Annotated in this window: 14 protein-coding genes and 1 other annotated feature; of the genes, 3 read left to right on the top strand and 11 right to left on the bottom strand. The window is 38.8% G+C overall.

Features of this window, described 5'->3' with window-relative positions; translation table 11 throughout:
* Positions 1–11: 11 nt before the first annotated feature.
* Positions 12–1,022, bottom strand: a complete 1,011-nt coding sequence (gene sppA, locus ACX9YW_RS10495) for a signal peptide peptidase SppA (protein WP_460346000.1) — start codon at positions 1,020–1,022, stop codon at positions 12–14.
* 157 nt (positions 1,023–1,179) lie between these two features.
* Here sppA and ACX9YW_RS10490 point away from each other — a divergent pair, with 157 nt between their 5' ends.
* Positions 1,180–1,980, top strand: coding sequence for an NAD kinase (locus ACX9YW_RS10490; RefSeq protein ID WP_460345997.1), 801 nt, complete (start codon positions 1,180–1,182; stop codon positions 1,978–1,980).
* Positions 1,981–2,015: 35 nt separating this feature from the next.
* On the opposite strand, the gene rarD is transcribed toward ACX9YW_RS10490, so the two are convergent.
* The 8 genes from rarD to refZ form a co-directional block, all read right to left on the bottom strand.
* Positions 2,016–2,939 carry an EamA family transporter RarD gene (gene rarD, locus ACX9YW_RS10485; protein WP_460345994.1) on the bottom strand — a complete coding sequence of 308 codons (924 nt, stop codon included), beginning with the start codon at positions 2,937–2,939 and terminating at the stop codon, positions 2,016–2,018.
* A gap of 307 nt (positions 2,940–3,246) precedes the next feature.
* Positions 3,247–4,836, bottom strand: a complete 1,590-nt coding sequence (locus ACX9YW_RS10480) for an amidohydrolase (protein ID WP_460345991.1) — start codon at positions 4,834–4,836, stop codon at positions 3,247–3,249.
* A 69-nt stretch (positions 4,837–4,905) separates the two neighbouring features.
* Positions 4,906–6,492: an acyl-CoA synthetase MbcS gene (gene mbcS, locus ACX9YW_RS10475; RefSeq protein ID WP_460345988.1), complete on the bottom strand. Its 1,587-nt coding sequence runs from the start codon at positions 6,490–6,492 to the stop codon at positions 4,906–4,908.
* A gap of 185 nt (positions 6,493–6,677) precedes the next feature.
* Entirely contained in the window at positions 6,678–6,881 is a 204-nt protein-coding gene (locus ACX9YW_RS10470; RefSeq protein WP_460345985.1) for an alpha/beta-type small acid-soluble spore protein, read from the bottom strand.
* Positions 6,882–7,014: 133 nt separating this feature from the next.
* Complete coding sequence (gene thiI, locus ACX9YW_RS10465) at positions 7,015–8,223, bottom strand: tRNA uracil 4-sulfurtransferase ThiI (protein WP_460345982.1); 1,209 nt, start codon at positions 8,221–8,223, stop codon at positions 7,015–7,017.
* Positions 8,213–9,367 (bottom strand): cysteine desulfurase family protein, encoded by a 1,155-nt coding sequence (locus ACX9YW_RS10460; RefSeq protein ID WP_460345979.1) that lies wholly within the window; start codon positions 9,365–9,367, stop codon positions 8,213–8,215. Before ACX9YW_RS10460 ends, thiI begins: the two co-directional genes overlap by 11 nt.
* A gap of 139 nt (positions 9,368–9,506) precedes the next feature.
* Positions 9,507–11,195 carry a septation ring formation regulator EzrA gene (gene ezrA / locus ACX9YW_RS10455; RefSeq protein WP_460345976.1) on the bottom strand — a complete coding sequence of 563 codons (1,689 nt, stop codon included), beginning with the start codon at positions 11,193–11,195 and terminating at the stop codon, positions 9,507–9,509.
* 181 nt (positions 11,196–11,376) lie between these two features.
* The gene (gene refZ, locus ACX9YW_RS10450; protein WP_460345973.1) at positions 11,377–12,012 is read right to left on the bottom strand and encodes a forespore capture DNA-binding protein RefZ; all 636 of its coding nucleotides are present in this window, start codon (positions 12,010–12,012) and stop codon (positions 11,377–11,379) included.
* Positions 12,013–12,167: 155 nt separating this feature from the next.
* Here refZ and ACX9YW_RS10445 point away from each other — a divergent pair, with 155 nt between their 5' ends.
* Positions 12,168–12,647, top strand: coding sequence for a GAF domain-containing protein (locus ACX9YW_RS10445; protein WP_460345970.1), 480 nt, complete (start codon positions 12,168–12,170; stop codon positions 12,645–12,647).
* A gap of 31 nt (positions 12,648–12,678) precedes the next feature.
* Here ACX9YW_RS10445 and megL read toward each other — a convergent pair whose 3' ends face one another.
* Positions 12,679–13,869, bottom strand: coding sequence for a methionine gamma-lyase (gene megL / locus ACX9YW_RS10440; protein ID WP_460345967.1), 1,191 nt, complete (start codon positions 13,867–13,869; stop codon positions 12,679–12,681).
* A 376-nt stretch (positions 13,870–14,245) separates the two neighbouring features.
* Here megL and rpsD point away from each other — a divergent pair, with 376 nt between their 5' ends.
* Positions 14,246–14,848, top strand: coding sequence for a 30S ribosomal protein S4 (gene rpsD, locus ACX9YW_RS10435; RefSeq protein ID WP_460345964.1), 603 nt, complete (start codon positions 14,246–14,248; stop codon positions 14,846–14,848).
* A gap of 284 nt (positions 14,849–15,132) precedes the next feature.
* On the opposite strand, the gene tyrS is transcribed toward rpsD, so the two are convergent.
* The gene (gene tyrS, locus ACX9YW_RS10430) at positions 15,133–16,392 is read right to left on the bottom strand and encodes a tyrosine--tRNA ligase (protein ID WP_460345961.1); all 1,260 of its coding nucleotides are present in this window, start codon (positions 16,390–16,392) and stop codon (positions 15,133–15,135) included.
* A gap of 62 nt (positions 16,393–16,454) precedes the next feature.
* Positions 16,455–16,668, bottom strand: a binding site (T-box leader).
* Positions 16,669–16,728: the final 60 nt, after the last annotated feature.

The raw sequence follows: 16,728 nt of genomic DNA, 5'->3' as shown, positions 1-16,728 counted from the left end.
ACGCTAACCTCCTAATCGGCGTATAAATACATGAGTCGAGGTGAATTTGGCTGGGTTAGCATTTTCATTAATCCCGCCATTTCTACATCTTTACCCATGATTTTTTGTGCACTCATGCTAAACAGGGAGCCGAAGCCAAAGGCATCATTATAGCGAACAACCTCGGCATCCGTTATTTTTAGATCCTTTTTCATTGTTTCGATGACATCGTCAAAGTAACCAAAATCATCAATTAGATTTAATTCTTTCGCTTGTCTTCCATCATAAATCCGCCCATCGGCAATTTGTTTCACCTTGTCAGGTGCAATATTTCTACCTTCCGAAATCACCTTAACAAAGCCTTCATAAGAATTATTGATCATCGTTTGTAAAATTTTTGTTTCTTCCTTAGTCATTTGCCTAGTAGGACTCATTATGTCTTTATATGGACCGCTTTTAATGGTCACAAAGTCGACTCCATATTTTTCGGCAAGTCCCTCATAGTTGATTCCCTGCATAATGACTCCTAGTGAACCAGTTAATGTTTCGGGGCTTGCAAAAATTTTCTGCGCAGGGGCTGAAATATAATAGCCCCCAGATGCAGCTATCGATCCCATTGATATGTACACTGGTTTTTTCGCTTCTTTTTGTATCTCGACAATTTTATTATGGATTTCAGCGCTTTCAACGACACCTCCCCCTGGAGAATTGACGCGAAGGATTATTCCTTTTACAGTGTCATCCTCTTTGACATGCTTTAATTTTTCTAAAAATGTTCGATGGCTATAGCCGGGACTTGCAAAAATAGAACTTACATCCCCACCAGTATCTTGAATGACTCCATCGACTTCTAACACGGCAACCTTTTTTAACTTGCTCCCTTTTTCAATCACTTCCTCGATAAATTTTTCGTCCTCCATTGCAAAAAGATCCCCAAATGATTTTCTCTCGCTGAAGGCAAAGGAAGACATCAGGTTAATGATGGTAGAAAAAATAAATAGGGCAGCTGCTATCGCTAACGCAGCCCAGCGTTTTCCATTCATTGTGGAAGCACCTCCAAAAAATTCATATATTGTTCAATTTATTATGTACGAATCTGAATTAAAAAAGTTCTCAAAACATGGTAAACTTAATTTTTAATAAGGTTGAATTTAGGATAGTCTATGTTAAAAGCAATCATTTTAATAGGAGGAATACATAATGCCAGAACGACGTAATGTTTATTTTTATCATACAAATGACCCTTCCATGTTGGAAAAGGTAGAACCGCTATATGAATTAGCTAACCGATATGGCTATAAGGTGCTAAAGGATCCTAAAGAAGCTAACATCATCATTAGTATCGGTGGGGATGGCACGTTTTTACAAGCGGTAAGAAAAACAGGATTCCGAGAAGATTGCCTATATGCCGGAATCTCAACCATTGGTCGGTTAGGAATTTATACCGATTTTCACATCAATGACACGTCCAAAATGATTGAAGCGATTACAAATGAACAAATTGAGGTACGCCGTTATCCGACAATTGATGTGACGATTGATGATCAATTTTCTTTCCGTTGCTTAAACGAGTTTACGATTCGTTCTGCGATTATCAAAACCTTTGTTATGGATGTCTTTATTGATCAATTACACTTTGAAACATTCCGCGGTGATGGAATGATTGTTTCCACACCAACAGGCAGTACCGGTTATAATCGGTCCGTGAATGGTGCGATTGTAGATCCGTTTTTACCTTGCATGCAAGTGACGGAAATGGCCTCTGTAAATGATAATCTTTACCGTACCATTGGGTCATCATTTATTTTAAGCAGTGATAGGGAATTAACCTTGAAGGTGGTCCAAAATGGGAATAACCACCCAACGATGGGGATGGACAACGAGGCATTAAGCGTCCAACATGTTGAAAAAATTCATATCAAACTAAGTAATAGTCGCATTAAAACGGTGAAGTTAAAGGATAATTCTTTCTGGGAGAAAGTCAAACGGACGTTTTTATAGTAAGAAAAAGCCTGGCTTGGTGCCAGGCTTTTGGATTATGCTGGAATATTGTTTTTTCGTTTCGCGCTTGCTGCGAACAGCTTCGTTTTGGAAAATGAATAAATGGTTAAGGCTAACCAAATAAACATAAAAGCAAGTAAATGAGATTTGGAGAAATGCTCACCGTAAACAAAGACTCCAAGCATTAACGATATGGTCGGTGCAATATATTGAAGGAACCCTAAGGTTGATAATGGAATCTTCTGAGCACCAATGGCGAAAAATAATAGCGGTGTCGCTGTTGCTGCACCAGCACCAAGTAACAAGAGGTCAGTGGTTAAGGACATCGTTAAAAAGGCTTGATTGCCTTGGATAAATAGATAAATGAGATAAAAGATTCCAAGTGGCGTTACCATCATCGTTTCTAGAGTCAGCCCAATCGCCGAATCAACTTTGATCATTTTTTTCGCTAACCCGTACAATCCGAATGAAACAGCTAGTGACACAGAAACCCATGGAAAACTTCCGTAACTTAAGGTTAATACTAGGACACCGATGGAAGCTAGAACTAACGACAGGATTTGAAGGAGGTTTAATTTTTCTTTTAAAATGATTAGACCAAGGAGGATACTAACCAACGGATTTATATAGTAGCCTAAACTTGCTTCAATCATGTGATTACTATTAACTGCCCAAATATAGAGAAACCAGTTACCTGATATGAGTAAGGATGCGAGTATGAGCGACAATAATAATTTCTTTTGTTGCCAGAGCTGTGCAATGGTTTCTTTTAATCTACCAATCTTTTTTGTGCATGCAAGAAGGAAGACCATGAAAACAAACGACCACACGACCCGATGGGCTAAAATTTCGTCTGAATTAACTTCATTGACCAATTTCCAATAAATCGGTAAAAGCCCCCACAGTAAATAGGAAAATGCCGCCGATAAAACACCTATTTGATTTTCACTTCGCTTCATTCAATGCGCCTCGATTCTTTAGAGATTCGAAATAATATTAATTAATTATAAAGCGAAATTGAAAATGTGCAATAGGTTGGGAAAAATAAATATGGGGATAGGGCTTAGTGACCTCTTTTAGGGTATTTTCTGGAAAATGGTCACCAAGAATGATTCTTGGCGATGTTTAACTAAAAAACGGACACGGTAAATTGGACACTTGGTGACCACTTTTGATGACTTTCTTGAAAATCGGTCGCCAAGAACGTGTCCTGGTGACCACTTTTAATGCTTTTTCTGAAAATCGGTCGCCAAGAACGTGTCCTGCTTATCCCTGATAAACAATCTCCCCACCAATTACGGTCATTTTCACCTTCAAATCAGTGATGGAATCGGCTGGAACAGTGAAGATATCTTTCTCCAAAATTGTAAAATCAGCCAAATAACCTTCTCTCAATTCGCCGCGATCGTTTTCATGACAAATAGCATAGGCGCTACCTTTAGTAAACAATGAAACTGCTTCATAAACAGATAATCTTTCGGACTCCCCATAAACAACACGCTGAGGATCATTTTTGTTGGTTCTTGTAACGGCTGCATGGATACCCCACAGTGGATTTAACGGTTCAATCGGTGCATCTGACCCGCCAGCACAAGGGATACCGGAATCAATTAATGTTTTCCAAGCATAACAATATTCCATTTTATCAGCACCGACCCGATCGATTACCCACGGAAAATCGGAAGCTAAAAATCGCGGTTGTAAATCTAAAATCAACGAAGGTAGTCTCCGTGCGCGCTCAATTAAGCTTTGATTTAAAATCTGGGCATGGATAATCCGATCTCGACCATTTGTGACCGGATGGGCCTCGATAGCATTTAAGGCATACTCAAACGCCAAATCTCCAATCGTATGAATCGCAACGGGCAAATTCAACCTTCTAGCTTTTCCATATAGCTCATTTAATTCCTCTTGGGTAAAAATCGCCACACCACTGGTTGATGGATCATCAGCATATGGAGAGCTTAATAAAGCGGTTCTACCACCTAAAGCACCATCGGCAAATATTTTCATTGCACCGAATTCTACCGACAAATCGCCAGAATAGGGCATCCAGCCACCCTCAACCATCTCGTCGACAACCTCATGATGGATCAATAAATGAGCACGAAATCTTTGGCCATTTTCCTTGATTACCTTTTCGAACGTGCGATGAACATTATTGAAACCGTTGTAATAATTCAAATCTTCCGTGTGCCCACCAGTTAGGCCCAACTTGTAAGCATCTTGAATGGCAGCGGTCATTGCACGTTCTAAATGCTCATTAGTTACCTTTGGAACTACTTCTAATACTAACTCCTGTGCCTGATCTTTTAGAAGACCATTTAATTCACCATCCGCATCCTTTTCGATAATCCCTCCAGCAGGTACCAAGGTTTCCTTAGTAATCCCCGCAAGTTCTAGTGCCTTCGTATTCACCACTAGCGCATGACGGCAAACTCGTTTTAACATAACAGGTAAATCTGGAACAATTTCGTCTAACTCCTGTCTTGTAATCGGCATAGCCGTTTCCCATAAATTCTCATTCCAGCCTTCGCCAATAATCCACTCATCACCTGAAAATTGACTTGCATAATCTTTAACTGCCGACAATACATCGACTTTTGATGAAAAGTTAGACAAATCAAGTCTAATCAACGTTTCCCCATGTCCAATTAAATGCAGATGACTATCCACAAAACCAGGCATCAGCGTACCACCATGTAAATGGATTCTCTCTGCTATTTCATATTTTTCTTCAAGCTCTGAGACATTACCTAAAGCGATAATCTGTTCTCCTTCGGTTAATACGGCTTCCACTTGATGCCCTTCACTATTTAATGTATAAATTGATCCACCATACCATAACTTGGCCATCTATCCAAACCCCTTTTCAAAAAATAAATGCAGGAAAACGAATCTCCCTGCATCCATTCTACTAAAATATTAATTCTGCTTTAAAGTTTGAAGTTCCTTTTGTCTTAGTTCGATGCGACGAATTTTACCAGAAGTGGTCTTTGGTAGTTCTGATAAGAATTCAATCTTTCTAGGATACTTATACGGCGCGGTTAATTCCTTGACATGATCTTGAAGTATTTTGATTAGGTCTGGTGAATCGGCATCGACACCATCTCTTAATACGACAAACGCCTTTACGATATTTCCGCGAATTTCATCCGGGCTAGCCACGACTGCACATTCTTTAACAAGCGGATGTTTCACTAAAGCATCTTCCACTTCAAATGGTCCAATCGTATATCCGGAGGAAATGATGATGTCATCACCGCGGCCTTCAAACCAGAAATAGCCGTCCTCATCCTTTTTCGCCTTATCCCCTGTCACATAGTAATCGCCGCGAAATTGCATCGCAGTACGTTCCGGGTCCTTGTAATAATTTTTAAAAAGGGCCGGCGTTTCGATATGGACAGCGATATCGCCAACTTCTCCTGCAGCGCAAGGGTTGCCATTGTCATCAATAATTTCGACATGATTACCCGGTGTAGGCTTCCCCATCGAACCAGCTTTAAGTTCCATGTCTTTCGTAATGCCCACGAGTAGAGTATTTTCAGTTTGCCCATAGCCATCCCGAACATTAACACCAAAATACTTATTAAAAGTATCAATTACTTCACGGTTTAATGGTTCACCTGCTGAAACTGCACTATGAAGATTAGGAAGTTTTAAGTCTACTAGATTATCAACCTTGGCCATTAAACGATACTCGGTAGGCGTACAACATAGGACATTTACTTGATATTTTTCAAGTAGCTGTAAGTATTTCACAGGTTCAAATTTACCATGATAAACGAAACCTGTTCCACCTGAGCCCAACACGGAAAGGAATGGGCTCCAAATCCACTTTTGCCAGCCAGGTCCTGCTGTTGCCCACACGATATCGCCTTCTTCAATACATAACCAGTTTTTTGCAGCGGTCCGTAGATGCGCATAAGCCCAGCCGTGAGTGTGGACGACTCCTTTTGGATTTCCGGTTGTTCCGGATGTATAGGATAAAAAGGCCATATCGTCTCTTTTGGTATCAGCTAATTGCAGCTCCTCTGAAGCAGTATCCATTTCTCGGTCTAAATGTAACCATCCCTCAACCTTTTGTCCAATCGCAAATTTATGTAAATTCTTTACCTCTTCAAGATCGTCAAACTGGCTGACATACTCAAAATAGCTGATAACACCTTTTACATCGCCATGGTTAATTCGATATTGCAAATCCTTAGTTCGTAGTAATTCAGAGCTCGGGATGACTACTAGCCCTATTTTAAGGGCAGCAAGATACACTTGATAAGCTTCAATCAATCGCGGGACGATAATTAAAACGGTGTCTCCCTTGGTCAAACCATGGTTTTTAAATATATTACCAATTTTATTGACGTTTTTTAATAAAGTTTCGTATGTTATCTCTTCTGTCTGTCCTGTTTCACTTTCCCATTTTAATGCCATTTTGCTTGGGTCTTGCGCAAACTTTTCCATTTCACTGACAAGATTGTACTTTTCTGGAGCAATTAAATCGTTTCTGTTCAAAACTCTTTCCCCCCTCATGAAATGCGAATCACTAGCTTAGTTATTATTATACAAAATTATTTTAAAATTTAAAATAATTAACTAAAAGCAAGAATTAATACTCTTTTTTATCGAATAGAAGCTCCTTCAAAATAAAAGGAGTGGGTTTTACCCCACTCCTTTGTAGCCATTTATATATTTAGTTATTAACGGAATCCTCCGCCAAGTTGTTGCTCAGCCATTTGAACTAAGCGCTTTGTGATTTCACCACCAACAGATCCGTTAGCACGTGAAGTTGTATCAGCACCAAGGTTCACACCGAATTCTGTAGCGATTTCGTATTTCATTTGGTCAAGAGCTTGTTGAGCTCCGCTTACTAGAAGTTGATTTGAGCTGTTGTTGTTTGCCATGTGGTATCACCTCCTTGTGAGTATAGATTGTGTAGAATCAACAACCTTCATTCACAAGATTAACTGGTAATTGTTCACATTTTCTTCAAAAAGTCAACTTCTCTTCTAGTATAAAATTTTCCACCATAATAAATTAAAACAAATCTTCCACCAGGTTTTCTTCTATCGTTTGTCCCGGACGAATGACAATCATTTCTGTGTTCTCGACAGCTTTTTGGATCAACGGTTCAAAATCGATAAAGCTTTCATAATGCTCAACTTTGTCTAGTTTCGGTTTTGTTTTGGGTGAGGATGGCACAAATACGGTACAACAATCCTCAAACGGACGAATTGAAATATCGTACGTATCAATTCGTTGAGCGAGCTCAATGATTTCAGTCTTGTCCATCATAACTAATGGCCTCAATATAGGAGTATTTGTCATTCTGTTAATTGTATACATACTTTGTAAAGTTTGGCTGGCCACTTGACCTAAACTTTCTCCTGTAATGATAGCTAGTCCATTACGTCTATGACGAATTTCATCTGTGATTCGCAGCATTAATCGTCTAGTTGTCGTCATCGTATAGTTGGCTGGAACTTGTTCATTAATCAGCTGTTGAATTTCTGTAAAAGGTACAACATGAAGTACCATTTTTTCACTAATATGCGAAAGTTTTTCGGTTAAATCAATGACCTTTTGTTTGGCACGTTCGCTAGTAAAAGGAGGACTGAAAAAGTGAACTCCTTCAATTTCAACGCCTCTCTTTAAAGAAAGGTAGCCGGCAACTGGGCTGTCGATTCCACCTGAGAGCATTAGCATCGCTTTACCATTTGAGCCTACTGGATACCCCCCTGAACCTAGAATGCTTTCACAATATAAATAGGCTGCTTCACGACGAACTTCAATTCGTAAATTGATATCCGGTTTCTTAACATTAACCTTTATGCCTGGAATGTTTATTAATAAATGGGCACCAAATTCATGATTGATTTGGTCTGAGCTCATTTCAAACGTTTTGTCCATTCGTTTACCGGATATTTTAAAGGTCATACCTGGCTCATATTGTTTCTGTACGAGTTTCAGTGCCACATCTTTCATCGTTTGAATATCCTTTTCAACCTTTACCGCTGGGCTGAAGGATTGAATACCAAAAATGTTTCTCATAGCATGGACAATATCAGCAACCGTTTCATCCCCTAAAAGGATATACATTCTTTCCCGATCCGCTTCAATGGAAGCTGTTGGAAAATTGCGGAGGCTTAAGCGAATGCTCTTTTTTAATTTATCAATAAAGCGGTTACGGTTACGCCCTTTTGTGGAGAGCTCTCCGTACCGAACAAGAATACGATCATATTTCATTAGGTGTCATCACCTTTCCTAGTTTTTGAATCGTTTGTCGAATTGCCTCGATAACCTCTTTTGCCTCATCAATCGTATTTTCGAACGATAAGCTAATTCTGATTGCACTTCTGGCAATCGCTTCGTCCACTCCCATTGCTAAAAGGGTGTGACTGACAGATTTTATTTTAGAAGAACAGGCGCTTGTAGTCGAAACATAAATTTCATTTTCCTCTAAAGCATGGACGAAAACCTCAGCTTTAAAGCCTTTGACGGAAAAATTTATGATATGTGGCGCACCATTTTCGTTCGGTGTATGGACAATAATGGCCTTCTCCTTCTCAAGCTCTTCCAGTAAAAATTTTTTTACCTGGAGTAACTTTGTTGATTCTTTATCCATTTGTTGTAATGACATTCGAAGCGCTTTCGCCATTGCCACAATCCCCGCTACATTTTCTGTTCCACTTCTTAGTTGCCACTCTTGATTTCCGCCTGTTAATAAGGGTGAAATTCGTACCCCTTCACGAACATAGAGGAGGCCATTTCCCTTCAGACCATGAAATTTATGTGCCGACATCGAACATAAATCAATTCCGCATCGGTGAAAATCTAAAGGAACCTTCGTGACTCCTTGAACATGGTCCACATGAAAGAGAATTTTCGGATAATTTTTTAAAAGAGCCCCTACTTCCTGGATAGGTTGAATCGCTCCTACTTCATTATTCACATGAATCATTGATACTAAAATGGTATCGTCACGAATCGCCTTTTTGAGATCTTCTAAATGAATCTGCCCCTCCGAGTTTACCGGCACATATGTGATTTCATAACCAAGTGATTTTAGTTGTTCCATTGACTCTTGCGTTGCAGGATGCTCAATCGCTGTGGTAATAAGATGCTTACCACGATTTTTATACATCATCGCTGTGCCCTTTATGGCGAGGTTATTACTCTCCGTCCCTCCAGAGGTAAAATAAACCTCACGCGGTTTGATGTTAAGAAGGTGTGCCAATTGGTTTCTTGCTTGGTTTAGGAGCGTTTCTGACTGCCCACCAAATCTGTGTAGCGATGAGGGATTTGCAAAAAATTGTGTTGAAACCTTTACATAGGAGTCAATTACCTCTTTATATGGTTTCGTTGTTGCACTGTTATCAAAATAAATCATCGGCCTTCTTCCTTTCATAAAGGTATGCCCAATTTGTAATCTTAGCATATGGAAGATTAAATGAAAATAATGTTGTTGTTAAAGGATAAGAATTAACAAAAAACGGAAGCTCTTCTTCCAAAAGGAGAGAGCTTCCGCTTTATTCTTCATTCATTAGGCTTTCAATTTTTTTCAATGCGCCAGGCTCTACTTTTTCAATAGCTGCAGCCGCTTGTTCCAATGCTTCTTGATAGTGATAGCTTCTAAACTTGACTTCAGCGAATATTAAATCCTGTGCTACCATTGAATTTTTACTTTTATAACGGTTACCGTATTGAATGACCCGTTCCGCAAGCTTTGCATTTTCAATCATGTCACTTGTGGTCTGGACCAGTTTCTCAACGGTTAAGACCGATAAATCTAAATGCTGTCCGACCGCTTGCATATCAAGAGGTTTTTGTCCAAGTTGCCCAATGACATTTTGGATACCTTCGTTAGAATCCTCCATTAAGAGCTTGTATTCCTCAGGTATACCTGGAATCTTACTTTTAGCAACTACTCGTAAGCTATCTTGTAATTGTTTCTTCATTTCGGATATTTTTTCACGCGCAGCCATTTCGTCTTTACGAAGTGCCTGTAATTTTTCCTTATAGGCTAACTGCTCACTTTGGATTGTTTCAATCTCATCTTTGATTTCTAGCAATTCTTCACTCAATAAAGTATTGGCTGTATCATTTTGCTCAATTTTATATTTCATGACCATGTAACGATTAGAAAGATCCGTTAGTCGTTTTTCAAGTTCACGTGATTGCTCCAGTTCGTGGTCCTTTAAGTGGTAAGTTTGAAGAACAGCCTTCGTCTCTTCCTTAAGAACTTCATTTTCTTGATGAGCAGCTTCAAGTATCAAGCCAGTTGACTCTTGATTTTTCACTATATAGCCTTTGGCATGTGCCTCTTTTTCTAGAAGGTCATATAAAATCTCAATGCTTTCCTTAATATCTTCGACTCCTGCTTGTGCGACGGTGATATCAGTCTGTTCGATACATATTAAAATATTTTCAAGTTCCGATTCAATCCGCTCTATTTCTGTTGGCAGAGGAATATGCTCCAATGAGTAGCCTTTTTCAACCATATCCTTATAGCCATCCTTTAGTTCCTGAATTAGCGCAGGTAAAGCAGATTGACATTCAGTGAGCAAATTCGGAATCGCATCCATTTTCAATGCAATACTTTCTAGATTTTCTTTAATCGATAACACTTCTTCGCGAGCTTCTAAATAGTTGCCATGGACGGTTTTTTCTTCGTAAACATCGAATTGCCCAACTATATGGTCTAGCAGTTGCTCCAAAGCAATTTCCGATTTTCCATAATTATATCGATGCGCCAGTAATGTTTTTCTAGCTTCCCGGTAGGCTTCCTTTAATTGTTCAATTTCCTGACGGTTCTTTTCTTCACTACCAACTAGCTCATTTAACTCAGTTAAAATTTTATTAATTTTACTTTCCGTTTTGGCTAATTTTTGGTCAATTTTAACTTGAACTTCTTTAGCTCTTTTGAAGCGAAATTTATCAATATATTCTTCCGCGTCAAACAGGTATTCTTCGACATCGGGTAAATCGATGGTGACAACTTCATCCCATTCGCTCCGCCATCGTTCAAAGAGCACTTCGGTTTGACCTGTCATATTTAATTGCTTTACCTTTGTCATTTCTTCCAAAACGGGTCTAGTCGAAATGTCCATTTTCCACTGTTCCAAACGGTCTATTTCTTTAAATGATTTTCTTTTCACTATAAATCCTATTAAAATGATAGCAATTCCTAATATGATAAATCCAATTATGTATTCCATATAAGCCCCCTGTCTTGGCAGCGCTTCTACTAAGCATCTCTCAAGTTTGATCTAAACTAAGACGTCAATGCTAATATGATACCATGTAAACGACATTTTTTGACTATTATTTTCACTTTTTTTTAGAAATGTCGAACAAAAAATAATACGATTAGACAAATGTCCAATCGTATTTTATAAATTATTGATTAACCGCTACTTTTTCTTGCATTGAAATTCCGATACTTTTTAGGCTGTCAATCCACAAATATATTTCTTGGAGATATTTTTCTTGAAAAAATCGTTCCTGTGGGAACACATGTAACACTTCGGTAGCGTATTGGGTGTTTAAAAACGGCATTGAAAGCAAGCCTTTTAACTGAATAATCGTAAACGGAATTGAATGTGGCCGAAATATTCTTTTTCTTAACCCAAATTCTAATATCCGATTATAATAGTATTTTTCCTTCACATAATAGGTGGACATAATCTCTCGTACTACTTGGGAATCAATCGACATTTCTCTTAAAATAAACCTCGTAAACTGGAGGTTTCTACATTGAAAATCGATAATATTTTTTGCTACCTGTTTAAGACACTTAACAGGGTCATCTTCTAGTAGTGGAAGCGCCTCTTCCATTCCCTTTAAATACTGTTCAAAATAAGTGGTTAGGCAGTATTCCAATAGTCCATGTTTGCTCTCGAAGTAATAGGCAATATTCGCCACATTCACCTTAGCTTCCGCCGCAATATCACGAATGGAAGTTCCGTGAAAACCGGTGGAATTAAATAACTTGATGGCAGCTTGGACTATTTTCTCTTTCGAATTATTTTTCACTTAGCTTCCCTCGCTTTTGTCGTCGAAAATGTATTATTATTAAATTCGGTTTCGTTACCACCGATTCCTCTAAGAAAATATCGACAAAGTCTCCTCTTTTTCCCGTCATTTTGATACAATAGAAGTTAAATTTTGAAATAAAAGGGGGAATTAAGGTGTTTCAAGTCGAAAATTACCGAGGAAATAAAGAAGAAAACTATGAATTAGTCAAAAAACAACTTATCGCTTTAATCGAAGATGAAAAAAGTCAAATTGCCAATTTAAGCAATGCATCAGCATTATTAAATCAATTTCTAGACCGAATTAACTGGGTTGGGTTTTATTTAATGGATGGAAACGAATTAGTACTTGGACCTTTCCAAGGCCTACCTGCATGTGTGCGAATTCCAGTTGGAAGAGGAGTTTGTGGTACCGCTGTAGCTAAAAAAGAAACGATTGTTGTGGAAGATGTACACCAATTCCCAGGACACATTGCTTGTGACGCAGCATCCTTATCTGAAATTGTGATTCCCCTTGTTAAAAACGGCGAAATTATTGGGGTTCTTGACATTGATTCGCCTGAAAAAGCGCGGTTTGATGAGGTCGACAAACAAAAGCTTGAAGAAATTATTGATGTATTAGTCCGTTATATTTAAAGGAGCAGAATGTTTCTGCCCCTTTTTTTATTTAAATGGTTATTTTTAATGAAGCGAAAGCCTGTTCCATATCTTCAACTATATCCTGCCAAGATTCTAAACCGACTGAGATTCTTAGCATGGTATCCTCAATTCCCATTTGAAGACGTACCTCTTTCGGGACGACTGCATGAGTCATCGTTGCAGGGTGTTGGATTAGCGTCTCAGCATCCCCTAAACTAACGGCAATTTTAATCATGTTTAGTCTGTTCATAAATTCTTGAGCCGTTTCTTTAGTACCCTTTATTGTAAACGCAAAAATACCGCCAGGTTTCTTCATTTGTTTTTTTACAATTTCCCATTGAGGATGATTTGAATCTCCAGGATAAAAGATTTTGTCCACCATTGGATGTTCATTTAAAAAGTGAAATACCTTTTCAGCATTTTCACAATGGCGATCCATCCGGACTGGTAATGTTTTGATTCCACGTAACAATAGCCAAGCATCAAATGGTGAAATAATTCCTCCGATGTCCTTTAAGGTTGTCATGGCAATAGTTTGGATCACATCAGCTTTTCCAACTGCTAAGCCAGCAATGACATCACCATGTCCACAAATGTATTTTGTTGCAGAATGGATAACGATATCACAACCTAATTCAATTGGTGTTTGCAGGTAAGGGGAACAAAAGGTATTATCGACAACAACTGGAATTCCTCTTTCTTTCGCTACTTCTGCGACCATTTTCAAATCAACTAATTGCATAGTTGGGTTAATTGGTGTTTCAATATAAATAAGTGCCGTATCGGGTCTGATAGCTTCTTCTAAGACAGCCTTACTATCCATAGGCGAAAAGTGATGGTTAATATGGTACTTTTCCTTCATTAATTGTAAAAGGCCAAAGGTACAGCCATAAACTCCTTGCGAACATAAAATATGATCGCCTGATTTTGTTAGCCCTAAAAGTATTGCTGAAACAGCCGCCATTCCCGAGCCAAAAGCTAAGCCTGCTTCCGCTTTTTCCAAAGCGGCAATTCGTTCTTCCAAAACTTTTACGGTTGGATTACCTAAACGCGAATAAATATAGCCGTTTTCTTCCCCAGCAAACCGCCTTTCTCCTTGTTCAGCAGTTGCAAATGTAAAGGTTGATGTCTGAAAGAGCGGTGGAACTAAGCTGCCTTCATACTGTGAGCTCTCATAGCCACTATGAATGACCTCGGTTTCAAAACTTTTCCTTTTCATAAAATTCCTCCTCATCCCTTTTGAAAACGCTTCCATATTTTTAGAATATGATATATTTGCCTAAAAATCTATTAAAATTGTAAAAATTATTCAATATGCTAAGATTGGGATAGACTTTTAAAGCACCATTGTAAATTAGCTTGACTTTTGAAGTATAAAAATTATATAATAGCATTTGTGTAAAATATCGCAGCTTTTATGAACACAGTTGTATTCTCATTTTGTTCCTCATTTGTGTTTTGTCCAATGATGGTGCATCTTGTAACCTTGTGCTGCTAAGGCGAGGGTGCATGAAAACAAAATGGATATGGCTCGACGCTTCATATCTGTGTTTTTATTTTACCCAAATAAAAACATTTAAAGGAGGAGTCATACTATGGCTCGTTATACAGGTCCATCTTGGAAACTGTCTCGTCGTCTTGGAATTTCTCTAAGCGGCACTGGTAAAGAAATCGAAAAGCGTCCTTACGCTCCTGGACAACATGGTCCAAACCAACGCAAAAAGCTTTCTGAATACGGATTACAATTACAGGAAAAGCAAAAACTTCGTCATATGTATGGAGTAACTGAGCGTCAATTCCGTAATTTATTCGATAGAGCAGGTAAAATGGGTGGTAAACACGGTGAGAACTTCATGATCCTTCTTGAGTCTCGCTTAGATAACGTTGTTTATCGTTTAGGTTTAGCACGTACTCGTCGTGCAGCTCGTCAGTTAGTAAACCATGGCCACATTCTTGTTGATGGCAAGCGCGTTGATATCCCATCATACCGCCTAACTATCGGACAAACAATCAGCCTTCGCGAAAAATCTCGCAACCTTGATGTTGTTAAGGAAGCTGTTGAAGTGAATAACTTCGTACCTGACTTCTTAACATTTGATGCTAACACTTTAGAAGGTACTTTCAACCGCTTACCAGAGCGTTCTGAGCTACCTGCTGAAATTAACGAAGCATTCATCGTTGAGTTCTACTCAAGATAATAGTGAAAAAACCTCATTTCCTTTTGGGAATGAGGTTTTTTTATTTGATTTATTTGGTTTTGTATTGGCTAGTATGCTTTCTGCGGTAAGTTTTGAGTGATTTCATCCAAAAACCTACCGTTGATTTCATTCTGCGGTAAGTTTTAATCGTTTTCATCCAAAAACTTACCGCTGATTTCATTCTGCGGTAGGTTTTTATCCTTTTTCATTCAAAAACCTGCTGCTGATTTCATTCTGCGGTAAGTTCTCCTTGTTTTCATCCAAAAACCTACCGCTAGAGGGGATTAGCTAAATTTTATCAAATGGTACTTCTTCTTCCCACGGCGAATGATGGTAAATTGGCCTTCTACCCGGTCTTTTTCACTCACAATGTACTCAAGCTCTGTTACTTTATCACCGTTGATGGAAACAGCACCGTTTGTGACGTCTTCTCTTGCTTGGCGTTTGGATGGGCTGATACCAGCTGCAACAAGAAGATCTACTAGGCTAATATCTTTACCTGTTGTGTGCTCAAAGGTAGGAACATCTTTGAAACCTTGACCAATTTCGTTGGCGCTCAGGTTTTTAACATCTCCACTAAACAATGCTTCAGTAATTTTAATAGCTTGTTGTAAAGCGGATTCTCCATGGATCAAGCGTGTCATTTCCTCTGCTAACGCTTTTTGTGCCTTACGTAGATGAGGCTCTTCTTGGACACTAACTTCTAGAGCATCGATTTCCTCATGAGATAAGAAAGTAAAGTATTTTAAATACTTAACGACATCAGCATCACTTGTATTAATCCAAAACTGGTAAAATTCATATGGTGTCGTCTTCTCAGCGTCTAACCAAACAGCGCCGCCTTCTGTTTTACCAAATTTTGTCCCATCCGATTTTGTCACTAACGGAATCGTCATGCCGTAACCCTTTGACCCTTCAGGAAGCATTTTACGAATGAGCTCTAAACCAGTTGTAATATTCCCCCATTGGTCACTTCCACCAATTTGTAGCTTACATTGGAAATTCTCGTATAAATGCTTAAAATCCATCCCTTGAAGAATCGTGTAAGTGAATTCTGTAAACGAAATCCCTGTATCTAGTCGACTGGCAATCGTATCCTTCGCCAACATGTAGTTTATTCCAACATGTTTTCCGTAATCGCGAAGGAACGTAATCACATCCAACGATTTGGTCCAATCATAGTTATTGACCATGAGAGCACCATTTTCACCTTCAAAATCAAAAATCCGTTTCAATTGAGTGCTTAAACATTCAACATTGTGTTGAACCGTCTCAACCGATTGTAACGTTCTCTCTTCGGTCATTTTTGGATCTCCAATTAAACCTGTTGCTCCTCCTACAAGGACAATCGGGCGATGGCCCTCTTTTTGAAAGCGTCTTAAGGTTAAAAATGGAAGTAAATGCCCGATATGCATGCTATCACCAGTCGGGTCCATACCGCAGTATAAGGAAATTTTCTCTTTATCCAAAGTCTCCTTAAGACCTACTTCGTCCGTTTGCTGGTATACGATTCCACGCCATTGCAAATCCTGTAATAAATTCATTATTTTTCTACCTCCTAATTTCAAAAATGGTCAATCGCCAAATAAAAAACGCCCTTGCAAAATGCAAGGACGCTATCTTTAGCGCGGTACCACCTGGCTTCTCGGAATTCCTCCGACTTGACATGTTAACGGCATGACCGTTTACCACTACAAAAAAGGTTCGTGGTAAATGCTCCGGGAGGTAATTCATACTTCTATTTGTATCGGTTTGCAGCATCCACCGACTCTCTAATTAACAGGGATAGAAGTACTACTAATTCCCATCTTAGCGATGACAATTTTTTATTACTATCATTTTTACCACAATCCTAATTTGTTTGTCAATTTTTCATTTAT

This window comes from Pseudoneobacillus rhizolycopersici, assembly GCF_054786815.1.
Note: the sequence above shows the minus strand (reverse complement) of the source record. Positions and strands in the feature narration are given on the sequence as shown.